Genomic DNA, 18,642 nt, shown 5'->3' on the forward strand with positions numbered 1-18,642 from the left:
AACTATTCTGAGACTTTAAAAATCATCAACTTACCTACATGACGTTCTCTAGGCGTGGTTACATCCACTATAATTTCATCTCCTGGTTTTGAATCAAGCTTCTTGGAAGTATTGAGCACTACTACTTCTTCTTGTTGTGGCTCGATGCTCGCAAAGGTGGCACCGTACTTCAGCGTTTTATTAACTTGGAATTGATACTGATACCAACCATCTTTTTTTCCCTTGACAGACATTATAAGCCCCTGCAAGCGGATGGCATCTTTGACCATTGTGGCTGGCGCTACATTGATCACTTTTTGAGAAGAATCTACTTTATTGTTTGGAGACTGGACAGCATATGAGTTCCGAGATACGGAACAAGCCGATATGACCATTAAGAATAGCGTACCTGTAGTCAGCGTGGTACGTACCCTAGAGTACTGATCCATTACAGAATGTTGTGTAGGTGAAAGTTAAAAGTGATTATAATATAAAAATCTGACTCTTCTAGTCCATTTATGTAAAACATGACTAAAGGCCTAGTTATTAGTCAATAAAGTACTCTTTAAACACAAATAAATGCAGTTCACATTTTTAAAATCACTAACGAGCGGTAATTAAAACCGTCATTTTACATTAAGAATGAGCTATACCAGGAAGGCCTGAGCATTAAAAAAGGAGGTGAAAACCACCTCCTTTAAGACTATCTTGAGCTACTTGATTTAAGCAGCTTGATTGACGCTGCGCTTCGGCCATTAGACGCCTTGAGTATATACAGGCCATCTGGTGAACCTGTGAGGTTTAATTCTACCTGACTGCCGCTCGTATATCCCTTGACTTCTCGTACTACCGTAACTCTACCTTGCGCATCCACGACTCTCATTTCAAAATCACCTATGAATGTGTTAGGGAAAGCAAGGTTGAACAGACCCGTTGACGGGTTAGCATCTACTATTATCCTTTGAACATTCACAAGAAGAGGATCATCAATAGAAGTGATAACATTCTCGATGGTATAGGTTTCATCGGTGGTAACAGTACCATCGAAAACATTTCCGGCATTATCTTGAATATCCTGACCTGCAACGAAATCAAGTCCGAGCGTGCCGTCCTCAACAATATCAATTACTTCAACCGCGTAAACTCCGGCACTTGTTTCAGTAACAGAGCTAAGGGCAGCTGAGGGCGATCCAGCAGAAAGAGCAAAGTCGCTAACATCAACATTTTGGACAGCCTCTGTGAAAGTCACTGTAAAAGTTACTCTGTTTTGATCTGTCGTCTCATCCATTGGAGTTCCACGAGTAATGGCAGAGGTCGGAGCTGTACCATCCTGAATTGTATAGTTTTCCTCCGAAATCACAGTTCCTGTAAATGCGTTACCAACTGCATCTGTGATATCAGTAGAGGCTGCAACGTCAAGGCTTAGTGTTCCATTCCCACCAATATTGTTTACAGTCACATTAAAGACCGTTCCTTCAGCCACCACTGTGACATCACCAATAGTACCGGAAGCATCACCAGAAGTTTCGAAGTCTGTGGCGTCAACATTTAGTACAGACTCTGAGAAAGTAACTTGAAATTGAACTGTCGTTCCGGTCGTATTTTCATCAGTAGGATCGAGCCTCGTGATTGAGCTCACATCAGGGCCGGTACCATCAAAATTAAACGAAACTGTATTAGAGAATCCTCGATTTTCATTACCCTGAATAGCCAAGCTGAGCTGATAATCTCCTCCTTCAGTGACTAATAAGGTATTGCTCGTCTCACCCTCGATTACTACACCATCCTTGAGCCACTGGTAATTCATCCCTTTGCCCTCAACAAAGGACACATTACCTCGAAGCAATGCTGTATTTGGTTCAGCTTGGAGCGAGTAGTTAATGTTTGGAACCGTACCTACTTCATAGGTAGCTTTGAAAACACCATTACCATGTGTTGAAGCAACAACAACTCCCTCTATCGGTCTTACTCGAACTGTTGACACCACCACATTACCTATTTGGTTTACCCCTTGCTGAGTCCACACGGTATTGTCTCCATCAAGTGTTTGTGTCATAAACAACCCTACAGATGTACCAACAAAATAGTAAGCACCTCCATTGCCGTCAGGCATTATCGCAGAGGACCTAACAGACGGTCCAGCTCCTGCACCGCTAGGGCTTTCTTCCAAATTACCAGAAATAGATGACCATGAATCGCCTCCATCCTCGGTATACCAAACGCTGATTACTTCATAATTAGAAAAAGTTGCCACTACTTTGTCCGCATCATTCGGGTCTACTGTTATGCTTGAAACATTACCGACTGGCAACCCATCTCTATTTAGTTCAACGGCTTCAACACCTTCTTCAATATCTCGCACTTGATCAACTTTATAGAGTCGGCCGGATCGCGTGGCAAAATAGAGTACGCCTTCAGGCTGCGTTGAGACCGCCAATGCTGATACGTTTTGATTGGTCAATGAATTCGGGCCACCGATTTCTATCCAATCTCCATTGCCTGGGTTGGTACGGACATCATTCGTGGTAAAGACTCTTCCTCTAGCGCCAATGAACAATTGATCTTGGTGAACTGGGTTATAAGTGTATGGGTTTATAAACAAGTAATCATTGTCATCACTAGTAGGAGATATATTTGCCTCAAATTGATAAACCCTGTTCTCATCGGTTTCATAACGAAACACATTTCCTCTTTGAGAAGAAACAACTAATGAATTATAAGTAATAGCCGTAAACGCACCATCACCTGTACCTACATCTGTCCATTCAGCATCAGGTTCCGGATCAAAAACCGCCCAAGTACTGTTGTCTTGCAGACCGCCAGATATTTGATTGTCGCCAAGGTCATAATTATGAATATCAATGTGATAGAATTGTGTAGTTAGATAACCATTATTTAATGAAGTCCAGTCGATTGGTGTTATTGTATTTGTCGCAGCCAAATTGTCGTCTGTTACTGCAACTCCACCATCTGTGCCTGAGAGCATTTTATTCGCATCAGAAGGAAAGAAGACAGTAGCATGCTGATCAGGGTGCTGATCGGGGTACAGTCTACAACAATTGCCTGGTCGGTATCCTCCAACTTGAGATCGGTTCGCATCTGTAGTAAAACCATCCGTTGACCTTAACAGATTTATTCCACCAACATAAACTACATCGGGGTCATCAGGGTGTACTGTGACTAACAAATTATATCCTCCCTGAGCATCATGCCCATTGATACCGTCATCTGTAATGACATCTAACCTTGGGGTTAAATCGCTCCAGGTACCTGTTGCATCACTGTATAGGAAAAGATTGTTAGGTGCCAAAACATAAATCCTATCCTCATCAGAAGGATCAATTCCCAATTCTAGTCTTGTAGAAGTAGTCGGGAACCCTGTTGGAAAATCTATTTCTGTCCATGTTATACCATCATCAGACTTAAAGAAACCGTCAACTGCATTAGCACCATTAAAGCTTGAGTTGGCAATCGTAGCATATACCTTGCCACCTGAAGTAATAGCAACATCCGTGAAATTCCTTCCTGTGTTTTCAGAACCCAAGACAATATCCCAAGTTTCAAAACCATCTGTTGACCTGATGATCTCACTAGAGCCAGCAGCATATATCTCCGTCCCTTCAGTATTTGACAGGTCTATGGCCAAATCGTCAATAAGAGCAAACTCTGCTCTATTGTTTAAGATTACATCTGTACCACTTGTACCAACCACAGCGGTGGCATCTATTAGCGTCCAAGAAGCACCATTATCGGTAGATTTATATATACCATTACCTACGTATATATCTCCATTATTGGTCGCTGAATTTCCTCTTCTCTCTCCTGTAGAATAGTACCATTCATTTGTCTTTCCAGACCTAGTATCTTGAACCAAGGCACTTACAGCGGGATGTTGTTCCAGCGCTGTGGTTCTTGTCCAGGAAGCTCCTCCATCTGTAGTTCTCCACATACCCCCTGAGACTCCACCAGCCAGAATTATATCTTCATTATTCACGTCAAGTCCCAGTGCACGCGTACGTCCACCAATATGATAAGGCCCTCTGTTGATGAAATCCTCTGTCTGGGTTGATGTAGCAGCTGCCGCACTTCTCACATTACCTGCAGCTCCACTCCTTACTTCTTTAATGAGATTCAGGTTTTTCTTCGCGAAGGCCAACTCACGTTGGTGAATATATGCCGGTACCTGTCCGGTTTCCGGGTTTTTCAGCATGTCTATCTCATAATCAATCCTCTCATCCGGGTTCTCACTTTCTTCGCCCTGATTTCTAAAAGATTGTACTATTTCAGCACTATTCACTGATGTTTTTTGAACAGCCACATGATAAGGTGGCCGTTGGTTACGATTGAAATATATCGCAATAAGTAGTGCTACGCTAAGCACAGTAAGTGTTAGAAATAATTTCTTCATGTCTAGTCTTATTCTACAATCATGTTTAGGGTCAATGGCTCATCCGATCCTCTCGGTGTTGAGAAGGCATCCATCATCACTTCGCTATTCTTCTTGAAGACTACTCCTGGGGTATAGAGCAAAACCGTCTCTCCTACTTTAGGTTCAGCAGTAGAAAAGGTAGACCCCAACTTAACAACTTCGGTCACTTTAAACTCATACTGATATCGATCAGCAATTTTTTGAGCCTTTGTCATAATCTGACCTTTCAACCGAATCGCATCTTTGTTCATTCGCTCGATCTGGGCTTCCAAAACACCTTCCGTATTGACACTATAGGTATTTAAGTTTTTGGCGGCAGAGCAATTGGTCATAAGCGCTGCCAACACCAGCAAAGAAAGAAACAATAGAGGTTTTTTAGCGTAGTAGTCCATTCCATTTTTATTGGGGACGAAATATACAATTTATCTCCTAGGAATGAAGGAAATGACCCCGACAATTGAGTTCACAAAAATTTAGGGATGGACATTACTTTATGTCAATGAGTGATAGCATACACAAATGGCTATTTCATCATCAATCTGGTGTACGCGAATGTCAGGTATCCTTAGTTAGAACGTTTTAATAATTTAATCGAAGAACGAGCATTTTCATTGGCCACATTTAAGACATATAAACCATCAGGAAGATTACTCAAGTCAATTGGAACCTGATCTCCTTCGCTATATCCCTGAATGGTATTAGCTACTTTTTGTTGACCATCAGCGCCCACTACAGTCAGATCAAAATCACCTATATACTGATTAGGAAAGGCCAGATTAAAGACCCCGTTTGAAGGATTAGCATCTACTACTATCTCTTCAATCTCCGTTAGTAGGTTATTGTCAATTGAGGTAATATCATCTCCCTCATAGACAATAGTGTTGGATAATGCCGTAGTGCCATCCAGATGGGTTACCCTTGCTTGATAAGAACCCGTCAAGTTACTCGTGAATGAATCTCCATTTGAATTAGGTATTGCTTCTCCATCCCTTATCCATTCATAGGCAAAGGGTGTAGATGAATCGAAGGACAAATTGGCTCTCATTACAATTTGACCAGTCTGTGCATCTATTGAGTAGTTGATGTTAGGATAATGACCGACATCATACTGTGCCTTAAAAACTCCATTACCGTGTGTCGAAACAGCCACTGTACCATCAATCGGTCTGGTTGTAATCCAACTAACAACTACCTGTCCGATGACATCTGGCGACTGCTGGGTCCAAACGGTATTGTCACCATCCAAAGTCTGGGTCATGTATAGACCAACAGAAGTACCCACAAAATAGTAGTTTCCTCCTTGGTCATCCGGCATAATGGCAACGGCTCTAACAGAAGGACCATTACCTGTGCCGTCTGAGTTCTCTTCCAAATTTCCTGATATAGAAGACCAAGATTCCCCACCATCTACAGATTGCCAAACGCTCCTTATATTATAATTAGAAATTACAATCACTACATTGTCTGCATCACTCGGGTCGACTGCTATAGCCGCTATATTACCGGCTGGTAATTCGCTTGTATCCAAAATTTCAGGCGCTGTTCCATCCTCAAGATTTCGAACATCATCAATTTTGAACATAGTGCCACTTCGGGTTCCAAAATAGAGTACTCCCTCCGGCTGATGGGACAGTGCCAGCGCAGATACTCTTGAATTATTGGGTAGGCTTCCACCGCGTATTTCATCCCATTCGCCAGTACCCGGATTTTCTCTCACGTCATTGGTGAAATATACTTTTCCCCTTGCTGCAATGAAATACTGATCTTGAGCAACAGGGTTGTAAGTGATTGGAGTAACGAACAAGAACTCATTACCATTTTGGCTAGGATCAGGAGAGATATCAAAAGCATTTTGATACGTATTGCCAACAAGCTCATAACGTCTGATAGCTCCGATCAACTGAGTGGATACAATTAACGAATTATACGTAATCGCTGAATAAGCACCATCAGCGGTAAGCACCTGCGTCCATTCCTCATCGGTCTCATCAGTAAATTTGGCAAAGCTGCTATTGTCTTGCATACCACCCACGACTTGATCATCTGCGTAGTCATACTTCTGAATGGCCAAGTGATAAAACTGAGAAGTGATATAACCATTATTCAAATCTGTCCACGTAATAGGTTCGGTTGTGTTTGAGGCAGCTGGAGCTACATTGTCAGTTGTTATATGGACACCACCATCGGTTCCTGACAACATTTTGTTCGGGTCGGAAGGAAAAAATGCAAAGCTATGTTGATCAGGGTGTTGGTTATTATACAATCCTGACTGGTTGGCAGTGTTATAACCTCCAACTTTGGACCTATTATCATCTGTTGTAAAACCATCTGTAGACCTTAGAAGATTAGCGCCTCCTAAGAAAAGCACTTGATCATCGCCAGGATGTACCGCCAAGTAAAAATCATAGCCAAATTGCGTATAATGACTAGCGAAGAAGTCATTACCCAGCCCCATGTTATCCGTTAAATCCGTCCATGTATCCGTGTCATCATCATAGAGTAAAAGATTTCCTTCATTAACATTATTATCCAAGTCTTCATTGGTCACACTCGCAAAATAAAGTCTGTTTTCGTTTTGGGGATCAATGGCCATTTCCGCTCTTAATAAGGTAGCCGGAAAACCTGTAGGAAAATCAATTTTTGTCCAATTGATACCGTCCTCGGACTCAAAAAGACCTTGGTCACCGTTAGTCCCACTGGGTGAGAGATTACAAATGACTGCAAACACCTTACCTGTGGAAGTAATTTCTAAGTCCGTCCAATTCTCATCATCATTGGACCCCAATACAATCTCGTAGGTTTCGAAACCGTCTTCACTCCTGATTATTTTCCCAATACCTGCAGCATATATTTCGGTCCCATTCGGATTTGAGATGTCTATATTTAATTCATCCACCAAGGTAAAGTCACCTTGACTCACAACACCAGGAGTATTATCAAAACCATCAATAATAGTGGATGCTATTGGTGACCAGGTAACACCATTGTCTTCTGATTTATAGATACCATTTCCGAAGTAAAAGTCACTATTGATTTCTGCACTACTCTCAAGCATCTCTCCAGTGGAGTAATACCAAGTATTCGTCTTTCCAGCTCTTGTATCTTGGATGATATCTGTAACTGCCGGATGCTGTGTTAGGCCACTGGTCTTTGTCCATGAGGCACCTTCGTCTGTAGACCTCCAGACTCCTCCACTCACGCCACCTGCAAGAATGTTGTTTTCATCAGCTACATCAATAGCCAGAGCTCTGGTTCTACCACCGATATGAAAAGGTCCGAAATTCTGAAATGTGGCCTCGTTTGTTGCATTAGCCCCACTGGCTTGAGCACGTTGGAATCTAGGTCTTGCATCAATTTTCTCCACTAAATTCTCCTCCGCAAATTTTAGCTCCTTTTGACGAATTAAGGCCGGAATCTTACCAGTTGCCGGATCCTTAAGCTGATTGAATTCAAACTCCGCTCTTGCTCTTGGGTTAGTATTTTTATCTTCTCTCTCTTTTTGGTCAAGTTCGATATCACCGAATTGGCGGTCTTCTATAGTTCTCGATGAAACATGATTGACTGATGCTCGGTCTATCACTAGGAATGACAAAGATGCAATAAGAAGTAAAGATGTTATATAGAGTATTCGTTTGTTCATTTCACAACCTTTCTTAATAGGTTAAACATTAAGTTATCCCCTGTTTGATTCTTAGTAGCTGCAACATCTACCAAAACTACTTCGCCCTTTTCAAAAGCAATATCCGAGGGTGAATTGATACTAACCGTTTCACCTGCTTCTGGTTCCTTTGTCCTGAAGTTTGATCCGATACCTTCAACTGCACTAACTCTTAGATTAAACATCTTCCGGTTGTTAATCAATGCAACATCCGTAATCACCTCACCACTCAGCCTAATGGCCTTTCTGGGTAGTTTTTGAGGAGTCAAAACAGTCTGATCTTCAGGAACATTAATAGACTTCTGTGTTGTGTTAACACTTTTACAGCCGGCAAGCCCTATCCAAAGAGAAAAAAAGAGAATAGGAATAATGGCGTTTTTTGTTTTGCTAAGGGTCATCTGTGCTATTCTTTACCATGGAAGATACAATTTATCTGCCATTTTCTCCTAGGGAGAAAGAGGTTTGGGTAAGAGGCAACAGCTTTTAAATCGATGGCTTAATGGCCCTTACCATTTCCTTTTTACCAGGAGGTCCAGGAAGCGTTTCAACTGTTAACCCTAAGTCAGCCAAATCTCTTTTCAGTTGACCTCGGGCACAATAAGTCACAAATACTCCACTGTCATTTAACAACGAATAAACTTTAGAAAGCAACGCTTTCTCCCACATTTCAGGTTGCTTGCTGGGTGCAAAAGCATCGTAGAAGACAATATCAAATCTGAATTCAGCCTTAAACTCAGCCAAAGGACATTTATACTTTGTGAAAGTAAAGTTTTCTAGAAGTGGCAAGGAAGTCTCCCATGCACACGCATGAAGCCTTTCGAAATCTTCTCGGGTTATATGATCTATTAATTCATCATATTTCAACTCCGAAATTAAATCTGGAGATAAAGGAAAGGGCTCTAGGGTGGAAAAGTGGATCTTTAAATCAGGGTTTCTCAGCGCATACTCCTGAACCAATAGGGCATTTAATCCGGTCCCGAAACCTACCTCAAGGATTCTAACTTCTTTCTCCCCTCTTTCGACCAGCAAGTCCAGGCCTTGTTCTATAAAAACATACTGAGACTCTGTTAGCGCACCATGCGTAGAGTGATAGGTTTCATTGAGTTTCTCATTGTACAAAGACTGCGAACCATCTTCGGTTTTAATGATTCTTATGGAACTCATGACTTAGTGATCAGCACGGTAGCGAAAGCGGCTACACCTTCTTCTTTACCTACAAAACCTAGCTTCTCAGTGGTTGTTGCTTTTATTGACAAATCCTCCTCTTCGATCCCAATAACATCACAAAGGCATGTTTTCATCGCTGGGATATGGGGGTTGACTTTTGGTTGTTGTAAACAAATGGTAGAGTCAATGTTACCTACTTCATATCCTGCTCCTCGAATCAACTCCATTACTTCCTTCAGCAATATCTTACTGTCAATTCCTTTGAATTTGGGATCCTGATCGGAAAAATGATATCCAATATCTCGCATATTAGCAGCACCCAAAAGGGCATCACAGATAACATGTATTAGAACATCAGCATCTGAATGTCCCACAGCACCATGACTGTGCGGCACCTTGATACCTCCTAGCCAAAAGTCTTTACCTGCTTCCAGCTTATGAACATCGTACCCAAATCCTGTTCTAATTTTCATGACTATCGCTTTGCTTTATATCTTAATACAGAGGCATTTTCTTTACGCAGTATGCGGTGTGCAGCCTGCATTACAGTATCTGAAGTTACAGCTCTTACTTTTACTACCTCTTGATTGACTAGGTCCAAATCACCCAGCATCTCAGCATAGGCCAAATTCATTGCTCGATTGAGTAACTCCATCTCCGAGAAAACCATTGTAGACTCTGCCTTGTTTTTGACTTTCTCCAATTCTTGTTCTTTCAGCTTGTCCGACTTAAAATCTTCAAGTAATTCCCAAACAGCATTCTCGGCCGTTTCAAGACTGTGATTTCCATTCAATTTCCCTTGAATGACGAGGAGTCCCGGATCAATTGAACCCATTACATAGGCACTCAGGGAATTAAACACTTGCTTATCTTCAACCAACGCCTGATAAAGTCTGCTTGATTTACCTCTCCCCAGAATATCACTTAATAAATCTTCGGCATGATAAGTTTCATCATTTCTACCGGCCATATGAAAGGTCAAATACAGAGCATCCACCGGAACGTTTTCTTCAACCTCTAGCAACTGATAAGACTTTTGGCTTGGCTCCACCGGAATCTCTCTTGCTATGGTCTTTCCTTTCGGTATAGGAGCAAACCATTTCTCACTCAATGCTTTTACCTGATCGACTGTCACATCTCCCCCAACCACTAATACTGCATTGTTCGGTACGTAGTACTTGTGAAAGAAGGCCTTGACATCTTCCATAGTCGCCTCTTCTATATGCTCAATCTTTTCCCCAATAGTGGGCCACTTATAAGGGTGTTTTTTGTAGGCCAAAGGCCGAAGCTTTAACCAAACATCTCCATAGGGTTGATTCAGGTAGCGCTGTTTAAATTCTTCAATAACCACCGATCGTTGAACTTCCAAAACCTTCGGGTCGAAAGATAAACTGAGCATTCTGTCAGACTCCAGCCAAAAGGCTGTTTCTAAATTCGCTGAGGGAACTGTGATATAGTAGTTGGTAATGTCATTGGAGGTAAAAGCATTGTTATCACCACCAACAAACTGTAGTGGCTCATCAAACGAGGGTACATGCTTAGAGCCACCAAACATTAAGTGCTCAAAGAGGTGTGCAAAACCGGTTTTTTCCTGCTGCTCATCTCTAGCTCCAACTTTATAGAGTAAGTTAACAACTGCCATTGGGGAAGAATGGTCTTCATGAACCACTACTTTCAACCCATTATCTAAAACAAAACTTTCGTATGCTATCATTGTAGGAAGGTGAGCGAAATTAAAAATATGATCTTTAATTTTAGCAATAGCGCCATTACTTTAATTTTGCCTGCTACATCCAAACCTATGAGATTCAAAAAAGCCGGTTATTCCAACCAGGAACTTCTAGACCTTTACGAACAAATTCTAAGACCTCGCATGATCGAGGAAAAGATGTTGATCCTACTTCGTCAGGGCAAAATCAGCAAGTGGTTTTCGGGCATTGGTCAGGAAGCTGTATCGGTTGGAGCAGTCAATGCCATTGCACAGGATGAATTCATTCTACCTATGCATCGGAACCTCGGTGTCTTTACAGGTAGAAACGTACCTTACCACAGGCTTTTTGCACAGTTTCAAGGCAAAATGAGTGGCTTTACCAAAGGCAGAGATCGGTCCTTTCATTTCGGTACCAAGGAGCATCATATCGTTGGCATGATCTCGCACCTAGGGCCGCAAATGGCCTTGGCTGATGGTATTGCCCTAGCCAATAAGCTCAAAGCCGAAAACAAAGCGACCTTGGTATTCACGGGAGATGGCGCCAGCTCTGAAGGGGATTTTCATGAAGCCTTGAACGTAGCAGCCGTTTGGGATTTGCCTGTAATCTTCGTGATTGAGAACAATGGTTATGGACTTTCAACACCTAGCCGAGAACAATACCGCTTTAAGTACTTTGTGGACAAAGGCCCTGCCTATGGAATCAAGGCAGTTCAGGTAGATGGAAACAATATTTTAGAAGTACATCGAACCATTAAGGAGTTGGCCGAAGAAATAAGACAAGATCCTAAGCCGATCATTTTGGAAGCCATGACTTTTAGAATGAGAGGTCATGAAGAGGCCAGTGGAACCAAGTATGTGCCCAAAGCGCTGATGGAGCATTGGGCGAAAAAAGATCCTGTTGAGAATTACGAACAGTACCTTATAAAACAAGGCGTTCTGGATGAAGCCACAATTGCCGAGATCAGAAAAAAGATCAAAGAAGATATTGATGAAGGTTTGGAAACTGCCTATGCCGAACCTTTGCCCACCGTAAACCAGGAACAGGAATTAGCAGACTTGTTCGAGCCTTTTGAACAAGAGGTTATCATGCCTAAGACCGAGACCAAATCTGAAAGAAGACTGGTTGATGCCATCTCTGACAGCTTGCGACAGAGCATGGAGAAATATTCCAATTTGGTGATCATGGGTCAGGATATTGGTGACTATGGAGGCGTCTTCAAAATCACAGAGGGCTTTGTCGACCAATTTGGAAGAGAACGCGTGAGGAATACGCCACTTTGTGAATCAGCCATTATCGGCACCGGGCTGGGGCTTTGCATAAATGGCTATAAAGCTGTTGTGGAAATGCAGTTTGCAGACTTTGTCACCTGTGGGTTTAACCAAATCGTAAATAACCTGGCCAAGATTCATTATAGATGGGGTCAAAATGCTGATGTGGTAGTACGCATGCCAACGGGAGCTGGTGTTGGTGCTGGGCCATTTCATTCACAGTCTAATGAGGCTTGGTTTTTCCATACGCCTGGTTTGAAAATACTTTATCCATCAAATGCACATGATGCCAAAGGCATGCTAAACGCTGCTATCGAGGATCCAAATCCATATTTATTCTTCGAGCATAAGGCGCTTTATCGTTCGCACAGCCAGGAAATTCCTGTGGATTACTACACCACACCAGTGGGCAAAGCTGTACTGACAGAAACTGGCGAAGACTTTAGCATCATCACTTATGGCATGGGTGTTCATTGGGCTAAAGAAGCCATTAATGCCCTGGATGGTATATCAGCGGACATTTTAGATTTAAGAACACTGTTACCTTGGGACAAGGAATCTGTCGAGTTGTCTGTTAAAAAGACAAACAAAGTTTTGGTATTGCATGAGGACACTTTGATTGGTGGAATTGGTGCTGAAATATCTGCCTGGATCAGTGAACATTGTTTCGAGCATTTAGATGCTCCTGTTATGCGCGAGGCCAGTTTGGACACACCGGTTCCTTTTACTAAGCCACTAGAAGAAAACTTTTTACCTCAAAAAAGACTTATAGAAAAGCTGAAAAACTTAGCAGCATATTAAGCCCATGTTCTGGAAAAAAAGTAAACCTGTTGAAGGAGTTAATTGGAACCTACTCACCTCTGAGGACCAGATCCAAGAGTTGGTTGAAGAAAGCAAGGAACAACCTGTACTTATCTACAAGCACAGTACGCGATGTGGGATTTCAAGTATGGTCTTAGACCGGCTTGAGAGAACTTGGACGAGTGAAGACAACCCCATGAAGCCTTACATATTGGACTTGATAAGCTTTAGGAATGTATCCAATGCTGTAGCTCAAAACTTCCAAGTTTATCATGAATCTCCTCAGGTTATTCTCCTGAAAGATGGAAAGGCCATTTATGACGCCTCACACATGCAGGTTTCTTTTGATGCATTAAAAAGTCAGGTGCAATAAAAAAGCTTCTTGATTTCTCAAGAAGCTTCTATGTTAATATACGACCGTCCAACAACCGTCAACCCAAATTCTGACACCGTTGAATCTTTGGTATCTACCAGGTACCCATCTGTGATTTGCTCTTCGGACAGTCCAACGACCATCTACCCAAACATCTCTTCTAAAACGAGGACTGTATCTCCAGTGACCAGCAACCCATATATGTCTGTTGCTAGGTCTGTATCCTCTGTTGACAAGGATTCTTCTGCCCCTTCTGAAATCGTAGTCATAGTATCTGATGTTTCTACGACCTACAGTATTTGAGTAGCCGTAATTTCTCCAACCTCTATCTCTCCTAACCCTTCTATCAACTACTCTTGAGGTTCGCTCTGCTCTGAAGCCCCTATCATTTCTTTTAGGCTTCTTACCTTCTCGTCTATTATTCAAGGCTTCTTCCTTGCGAGGCTTTCTATTGTCTTGCCTGGTGCGTTGTGCCAACAAATCAGCTGACAAACCAGTGAATAATATTATCGCTATTGTTAGTAAAGCTCTTTTCATAACCTTGAGATTTTAATGTTCAAATTCATTTCAAGGTCCGGACCACTTAATTAATGCATTGATTGTCTTTATTCCATTACCGTGCCAAAAATTGCTTTCCGGCAATTTAGCCACCCTGATGATCCTTTGATTTCAGTAGAAATTCTTATCTTGAAGAACCAACCAAAACGTACTATTGTGACTTCTCGTCTTTTCTCAAGAGGCATGTTACTGTCTCTGCTTTTTTACATTTCAATAGGTTCTTTACTATCTCAAAGTCGTTATTCAGACTACGGTAGCTCGGATAAAACCAGGGTGTATCGTGAGAACTTCAGCGAACCGAATAGTAAGTGGGAAGTTTATCGCAGTGGCTCTCGAATGGGCAAAATACATGATGGTGTATTGGACTGGATATCTATGAATACGAGTGCTCAAATGATCTGGCACACCCTTACCGATATGGACTGGTCACGTGATTGGCAAATTGAGACCAGGGTGAAATTTGTTACGGGCAAGGAAAACTCGTCAAACGACCTTGTTTGGAATATGGATGAGAATAATCGTGACAAGTATCATTTCGGCTTTACCGGACAAGGCAAATATGTGTTCTCCAAAAAAGTCGGATCTGAATACCAAAGCATTGTTCCTTTTACAAAATCAGACTTGGTGAATACCAGTGCGTTTAACAAAATCACTGTAAGGAAGAAGGGCAATACCTATTACTATTTTTTCAATGAGAAACTCCTAACTACAAAGAGTTATCACACCGTGACTAGCGATAAGGTAGGTTTTATGGTTGCTCCAAATACCACCGTACAGATTGATTATTTAGATGTTTCCTATCTCAAACCCAAAGATCTCTCTTTAGCATCCAGCCTACCCGCAGGAAAGAACTATGTGGGGATCATGACGAAATACAATGGCTATAACCTTCAGCGATGGAAGACGCGAGATGCATTTCCTAAAGACGCTATCAAGAGTGACTGGGATGATGGTTATCATATATCTGACTTGAGTTATGACAATGATAAATGGAGTCTGATTATGTCCAAAGGCACTGGATATTCTACCCAGACCTGGATTACGCGTAAAGAATGGCCAAAAGATGATATTAAAGGAAAATGGGATGATGGTTACCGGATCACAGAGGTAAACTATGGGAATGGAGTGTGGGCCATTGTATTTTCTAAAGGGGGGGCTTATGGCAGGCAACGTTGGGCAACTAAAGGAAGTTCTTTCCCCTCCGATAAAATTAAGGAATTTGGAGATGATGGGTTATGGATAACCGAGATTGCTTATGGCGTAGATCGATGGGTTCTTGTGTCTTCTCAAGACACCAATATCAGAGGACAAAAATGGTTTAAAAAATCGCAATTTCCGGAGTCAGAGATTAAAGAATATCAAAGTCAAGGTTACTCGGTGGCACAACTTTCGCGTGAAGATGACTGGTGGGTACTCGTGATGAATAAATACAGTAGTAGTCGGCCTCAGCAGCTAATTGCCTCAAGTACTTTTCCTAAGGAAGAAATTCGAAAATACTGGGATCAAGGTTACTATTTGACCGACCTATCTTATGGTACTTTGAAAAAGACTAGTAGCTACACAAGCAACACTTCTACAAGCACTACATATAAACCGACAAACCTAAAGTTGGCACTTCTTGGCACCTGGTATGGTGGCGCTGAAGGTGAGAATGACAATGGATACTTTAGATTCTATAGTGATGACATTGCTATGATGATCAGTGACAAAGGTGACACCCTTGGAGGCTATGACTACACCCAAGGAGGTATGGAGATCGACTTGGAGTACGAGATCAATTCATTTAATACGCCTAATCAACTGGACTTTGTATTCAAATCCTCTGGCAATTCTATTGGCAAAATGAAAGGTATTATCAGATTCAAGGATGAAGATACCTTTGAACTTAAGCTCGCTACAGAGCTCGGTGACCCTAGACCCTCAAACTTTATCAGTACACCTGACAGTAAAGTGGCTACTTTTAAAAGGGTGAGGTAATTACTTTTGCTTGGTCCAGATTTCTCTAATGAGATTACCAGTAGAACTCAATCCACTATGGTCCCATTTGTCACCGTTCACCTTGTAGTCAAAGCTGAGATCAGCACCGACACGGTCAGGGTTGCGTGAAAAGAACTCTATATGTTCATTGTATTTCCCGTTTTCAAGAATCACTGTTCCGCCACCCGTTCCTGAAAACTGCTTGGTATCGGGATTATAGGCTGCCCATTGAAATCGAGTACCCGTGATCATTTTAATTGTCTTTCTAGGCCCCATTCGCATCGCAGTCATTTCCCCATTTCTCATGCGATCCGTAATACGCCAAGCTCCTGCTAAATCTCCACTCCCATTATCAGATCTGTTCAGCTTCATTTCAAATGCCTCTCCATCAGCTTCAAAATTCAATGTCACCTGACTACCTTTCAAACTGGCGGTAATCTCATATTCCTGACCAATACGTTCAGGATTCCAAGTATCAAACTCCATCTTGAGAGACATCTTATTGCCCATTATTTCAATCATTCCTCCCTGACTACCGACAAAAATCTTCTTTTCAACATCGAATTCAGTATAGAATGCATAGGGTGCTTGGATTAACATAGCGCCTCGATGTGCTAGTTTCTCTCCATTAACTGTCTCTATTTCCCATGCCCCCTCAAGAGCATTGGCTAAGGTTGATTTACTCGTATTCAGACCTGTTAAAAGGCTTATTGAGATGATTAAGAGTGTAGATAAAGTTTTCATAAGCTCTCGTTTATATCTCAAAATATACAAATCGATCGAAAAATAGAATTGATATTTGATGGAGGGCAAATGATCGCAGTGAGCAGCTGGGTAAATTATCTCTGAAATTTAATTGCAAGTTTTTGCAATTATTTGAAATAGACCTATCTTTGCATCCCAATTTAGAAAGCGTAGAGTAAATGGCAAATCATAAGTCAGCATTAAAAAGGATCAGATCAAACGAAGCGAAGCGTTTGAGAAACAGATATCAGAACAAAACCACTCGTACTTTTATCAAAAGGTTGAGAGGCACTTCTGACAAGAGCGAAGCTCAAGAGCTTTTGAAGAAAGTGATCAGCATGTTGGACAAACTTGCTAAGAAGAACATTATTCATAAAAACAAGGCAGCCAACAATAAGTCAAAATTGACTAAAATGGTGAATAGCCTTTAATAACAAGAAAATTGAAAGAACCGGTTCACCATGTGTTCCGGTTTTTTTATGTCTACTCTGTATTATTTTACTTATTATTTTATATTTATTCATGCTAATATTTAATGCATGAATAAAAAGCTGACCATCCTTAGTTGGGCCGAAGAAGATAGACCCAGAGAAAAACTCCAGTTAAAAGGTAAGTCTTCACTTTCCGAAGCGGAACTGGTTGCCATACTTATCGGTTCAGGTTCTCAAAGTCAAAGCGCTGTAGAATTATCAAAAAGCATCCTCTCGTCCGTCCATAATGATCTCAATCAACTTGCTAAATTGGGTATACAAGATTTGACGAAGTTCAATGGCATTGGCGAGGCAAAGGCCATTTCAATAGTGAGTGCACTAGAGCTAGGCAGAAGAAGAAAAGACATTTCAAGTCAAGTAAGACCCCAAATTCTAGCCTCACAAGATGCCTACCGATTGATGAAACCCGAATTGATGGATCAACCTACTGAGCAATTCTGGGTTATTCTTATGAATAGAAGTAACAGAGTGATCCATAAAAAGCCAATCAGTCTTGGGGGCATTTCAGGAACGGTAGTCGACCCAAAAGTAGTTTTCAAAGTAGCGCTGGAAAATTTGGCTAGTGGAATCATACTTGTACACAATCATCCAAGCGGAAACTTAAAAGCCAGCGAAGCAGATATTCGATTAACCAAAAAACTCAAGGAGGCCGGCTCATTACTCGAAATCCCGATACTGGATCATATCATTTTTGCTGACGAAGGTTACTTAAGTTTCATGGACGAAAACATGCTCTAGGCTCCATCCTAACCAGGCAGAGATACAGTCATTAATATTTCATTTTCAGGTCGTTCAAGTATAACTTCGCATTGCATTTGTGCATTGATTGAATCTACTTGAATGAAGCGAAATACAATCTTCGGCTTGCTTGTTGTGGCCATAGTTGCCATCACCGTCCTCAACTTTCTCACAGTAGGTGAAAATTCTGAAGACTATATCGAAAGACTCGAAACAGACCGCAAAGATAAAAATAGCTTCATGCTCTCGTCCACTTCGCCCCTTACTGAGGAAGATAAGCGTGACTTTAAAGGACTGAACTATTATCCAATCGATGAAAACTTCAAGGTAACAGCTAAGCTCACCTTGATAGATAAGAAACAACCGATCTTCATTCCATCTACCACTGGAGAAGAGCTTAAGTACATCCCTTTCGCCTATGCCGATTTTAAAATCAATGGCAGCCAACAACGCGTCATTCTTTATCAAGACTGGGAAGAGAAGGACCCTAATAAACTGTCCCTGATGTTTGCTGATGACACCAGTGCCCGTGAAACCTACGGTGGCGGAAGATACTTAGACGTGCAATACAGGAATACAAATGCGGTCACCATTGACTTCAACAATGCGTACAATCCCTACTGCCATTTCAATGCAGAATTCAGTTGTCCAATCCCTCCTAGAGAAAACATGCTGGATATTGCCATTGAAGCAGGCGAAAAGCTGTATAAAGTTGACTAATGCACCAAATCAAAAGGCTAAATCCTT

At 41.7% G+C, this 18,642-nt stretch carries 16 protein-coding genes; 6 read left to right on the plus strand and 10 right to left on the minus strand.

Annotation, left to right across the window (positions count from 1 at the left end; translation table 11 throughout):
• Positions 1–2: 2 nt before the first annotated feature.
• The 8 genes from BFP97_RS11480 to BFP97_RS11515 all read right to left on the minus strand — a co-directional run bounded on the left by BFP97_RS11480 (position 3) and on the right by BFP97_RS11515 (position 10,947).
• A complete protein-coding gene (locus BFP97_RS11480) occupies positions 3–428 on the minus strand; it encodes a hypothetical protein (RefSeq protein WP_069842557.1) in 426 nt (141 codons plus the stop codon).
• A 254-nt stretch (positions 429–682) separates the two neighbouring features.
• Complete coding sequence (locus BFP97_RS11485; protein ID WP_069842558.1) at positions 683–4,387, minus strand: T9SS type A sorting domain-containing protein; 3,705 nt, start codon at positions 4,385–4,387, stop codon at positions 683–685.
• A gap of 8 nt (positions 4,388–4,395) precedes the next feature.
• Positions 4,396–4,800 (minus strand): hypothetical protein, encoded by a 405-nt coding sequence (locus BFP97_RS11490; protein ID WP_069842559.1) that lies wholly within the window; start codon positions 4,798–4,800, stop codon positions 4,396–4,398.
• A 173-nt stretch (positions 4,801–4,973) separates the two neighbouring features.
• The gene (locus BFP97_RS11495; protein WP_069842560.1) at positions 4,974–8,048 is read right to left on the minus strand and encodes a T9SS type A sorting domain-containing protein; all 3,075 of its coding nucleotides are present in this window, start codon (positions 8,046–8,048) and stop codon (positions 4,974–4,976) included.
• Complete coding sequence (locus BFP97_RS11500) at positions 8,045–8,464, minus strand: hypothetical protein (protein WP_069842561.1); 420 nt, start codon at positions 8,462–8,464, stop codon at positions 8,045–8,047. The genes BFP97_RS11495 and BFP97_RS11500 overlap by 4 nt, the downstream gene beginning before the upstream one ends.
• An 85-nt stretch (positions 8,465–8,549) precedes the next feature.
• Positions 8,550–9,230 carry a tRNA (5-methylaminomethyl-2-thiouridine)(34)-methyltransferase MnmD gene (gene mnmD, locus BFP97_RS11505; RefSeq protein WP_069842562.1) on the minus strand — a complete coding sequence of 227 codons (681 nt, stop codon included), beginning with the start codon at positions 9,228–9,230 and terminating at the stop codon, positions 8,550–8,552.
• Complete coding sequence (gene ispF / locus BFP97_RS11510; protein ID WP_069842563.1) at positions 9,227–9,706, minus strand: 2-C-methyl-D-erythritol 2,4-cyclodiphosphate synthase; 480 nt, start codon at positions 9,704–9,706, stop codon at positions 9,227–9,229. Before ispF ends, mnmD begins: the two co-directional genes overlap by 4 nt.
• Before the next feature lie 2 nt (positions 9,707–9,708).
• A complete protein-coding gene (locus tag BFP97_RS11515; RefSeq protein ID WP_069842564.1) occupies positions 9,709–10,947 on the minus strand; it encodes a M16 family metallopeptidase in 1,239 nt (412 codons plus the stop codon).
• 87 nt (positions 10,948–11,034) lie between these two features.
• On the opposite strand from BFP97_RS11515, the gene BFP97_RS11520 reads away from it, so the two are divergent.
• A complete protein-coding gene (locus tag BFP97_RS11520; RefSeq protein ID WP_083262710.1) occupies positions 11,035–13,014 on the plus strand; it encodes a thiamine pyrophosphate-dependent enzyme in 1,980 nt (659 codons plus the stop codon).
• Positions 13,015–13,018: 4 nt separating this feature from the next.
• Complete coding sequence (gene ytxJ, locus BFP97_RS11525) at positions 13,019–13,387, plus strand: bacillithiol system redox-active protein YtxJ (protein WP_069842566.1); 369 nt, start codon at positions 13,019–13,021, stop codon at positions 13,385–13,387.
• A 33-nt stretch (positions 13,388–13,420) separates the two neighbouring features.
• On the opposite strand, the gene BFP97_RS11530 is transcribed toward ytxJ, so the two are convergent.
• On the minus strand, positions 13,421–13,924 hold the full coding sequence (locus BFP97_RS11530; protein ID WP_069842567.1) for a hypothetical protein: 504 nt from the start codon (positions 13,922–13,924) through the stop codon (positions 13,421–13,423).
• Between the two features lie 150 nt (positions 13,925–14,074).
• Here BFP97_RS11530 and BFP97_RS11535 point away from each other — a divergent pair, with 150 nt between their 5' ends.
• Positions 14,075–15,922, plus strand: coding sequence for a hypothetical protein (locus BFP97_RS11535; RefSeq protein WP_139135280.1), 1,848 nt, complete (start codon positions 14,075–14,077; stop codon positions 15,920–15,922).
• Here BFP97_RS11535 and BFP97_RS11540 read toward each other — a convergent pair whose 3' ends face one another.
• Positions 15,923–16,666, minus strand: coding sequence for a hypothetical protein (locus tag BFP97_RS11540; RefSeq protein ID WP_069842569.1), 744 nt, complete (start codon positions 16,664–16,666; stop codon positions 15,923–15,925).
• Between the two features lie 179 nt (positions 16,667–16,845).
• On the opposite strand from BFP97_RS11540, the gene rpsT reads away from it, so the two are divergent.
• From rpsT to BFP97_RS11555, 3 genes are all read left to right on the plus strand, one after another.
• Positions 16,846–17,097: a 30S ribosomal protein S20 gene (rpsT, locus tag BFP97_RS11545; protein ID WP_069842570.1), complete on the plus strand. Its 252-nt coding sequence runs from the start codon at positions 16,846–16,848 to the stop codon at positions 17,095–17,097.
• Between the two features lie 108 nt (positions 17,098–17,205).
• Positions 17,206–17,895, plus strand: coding sequence for a RadC family protein (gene radC / locus BFP97_RS11550; protein ID WP_069842571.1), 690 nt, complete (start codon positions 17,206–17,208; stop codon positions 17,893–17,895).
• A 102-nt stretch (positions 17,896–17,997) separates the two neighbouring features.
• Positions 17,998–18,615 carry a DUF1684 domain-containing protein gene (locus BFP97_RS11555; RefSeq protein ID WP_069842572.1) on the plus strand — a complete coding sequence of 206 codons (618 nt, stop codon included), beginning with the start codon at positions 17,998–18,000 and terminating at the stop codon, positions 18,613–18,615.
• The last annotated feature ends 27 nt before the right edge of the window (positions 18,616–18,642 follow it).

It is taken from the genome of Roseivirga sp. 4D4 (assembly GCF_001747095.1).
Taxonomy (GTDB): domain Bacteria; phylum Bacteroidota; class Bacteroidia; order Cytophagales; family Cyclobacteriaceae; genus Roseivirga.